General features: G+C 64.3%; 1 protein-coding gene. It reads left to right on the top strand.

Going from position 1 to position 1,777, the window contains the following annotated elements; genetic code table 11:
• Positions 1–1,777, top strand: a 1,777-nt coding sequence (locus E5W70_RS32220) for an alpha/beta fold hydrolase (RefSeq protein WP_292665378.1), incomplete at both ends; no start/stop codon positions are given.

The following is a 1,777-nucleotide window of genomic DNA, read 5'->3' as shown; positions in this document are numbered from 1 at the left end:
CGTCTCACTGCCGCGCTGTCCGGAATTCGAAGCCTGGCGCATTGCGACCGCCGACGAACTGCACGTGACGCATCTGCGCATCCTTCGGGTACTCGTCGACCGTTTAGCGGATGAGCCGGCGCGGGCGCTTCCGTTCGCCCATGTCCTGCACGGGTTGGAGCCCAGAGACGAGGCTCTTCGAGCCGACATCCGTCGGCTGAGCGAGGCAGCACGGCAATCCGCCATGGTCCAGAGCCGGGCTTCGACAACCGACCCCGAGGCCGCTCCCACCGGCGAGACCGTCACTCCGCAGGTTTGGCCGGCGGCGGAGATACAGCTCCGCCCCGCGCCGGAGCGGGTCCTTGCGCAGGAGATCCGCCGGTGCACGACGCCAGATGGCGCGCGCCTGGCCTATTCCTTGAGTGGTCAAGGTCCCCCTTTGGTCAGGGCCGCGCACTGGATGTCCCATCTCGAGCTCGAATGGGACAGTCCGGTGTGGAAGCATTGGATTGAGGGCCTCTCGGCGCACTACCAGCTGATACGCTACGACCAGCGCGGCAACGGTTTGTCGGACCGATATCCCGCCGACCTATCCTTCGAAGCCATGGTCGCCGACCTGGAGAGCATCATCGATGCGGCCGGTCTGCGCCGCGTCTCCCTGCTTGGCATTTCCCAGGGATGCGCCGTTTCGATAGCCTATGCCGTCCGGCATCCCGAGCGCGTGGCCGGGATGGTGCTGTATGGCGGATTTACCAAAGGCTGGCGCAAACGGGGCAATGAGCGCGAAATAGCGCGCCGCGAAGCGATGGGAGCGCTGATACAGGAAGGCTGGGGCCAAGACGACCCGGTGTTCCGGCAGATGTTCACTTCCCTCTTCATTCCGCAAGCAACGCCGGAACAGAGGAATTGGTATAACGAGCTGCAACGCAATACCGTCTCGCCCGAGATTGCCCATCGCATCTTCGAGGAAGGCGCCGTCATCGACGTGGACGAGCTGTTACCGCGGGTCCGCGTTCCGACTCTGGTGATGCATGCCACGGGGGACGCAGTCATTCCGTTCGATCATGGCCAGGCGATGGCTGGCAAAATCCCCGGCGCACGTTTCGTCGCGCTCGACAGCGTCAACCATGTGCTGCTTGGCCATGAACCGGCATTTGCGACCTTCGTGGACGAAACGCGTCGTTTCCTTGCCGACCCTGAACAGACGCAGCAATTGGCCGGCCCTCCGGCGTCCTTGGGAATCAACCGCTCTCGGCAGTACATCACCGTACTCGCCGCGGAAGTGGTCAGTCCCCTGCATCTCCTCGAAACGGAAGATCCGGAAGAGGCGATCCGCGAATTCCAGCCCGTCGAGGATCGGGTGATACAGGTCGTGGAGAGCCACGGCGGCGTCGTCACGTCGGCTGCTGACGGGACAATCACCGCAGCATTCGGCCTAGCTCGCGCCACCGAGGATCACGCTTATCTTGCATGCCGCGCCGCGCTTGCGGCCAAGCTGGCGGTGGAGGAGCTTTCCCAGGGCGGGATCCAGTTGAGGGCCGGAATAGACACCGGCGAGGTGATCGTACGGCAGCAATGGACGACCGAAGCCAGCAAGGTTGAACTGGCTGGAGCCGCGCCGCGTGCGGCCAACCGGCTGATGCGTGCCTTGCACCGTGCGACGATCGCCGCGACAGAGCGTGATTTTCGCCCAACAGCTCGTAAATGCGTTCGTCGCGGCCAAGGTGCGGATGCTCCGAATGCGCTAAGCGGTGCATCTGCACATAGCCTCCGGCGGCTGCGCGCGCCCGGCCTGTCG

Origin of the sequence: Mesorhizobium sp. (assembly GCF_005063415.1) — a bacterium.
In the GTDB taxonomy this organism is placed as follows: domain Bacteria; phylum Pseudomonadota; class Alphaproteobacteria; order Rhizobiales; family Rhizobiaceae; genus Mesorhizobium.
Note: the sequence above shows the minus strand (reverse complement) of the source record. Positions and strands in the feature narration are given on the sequence as shown.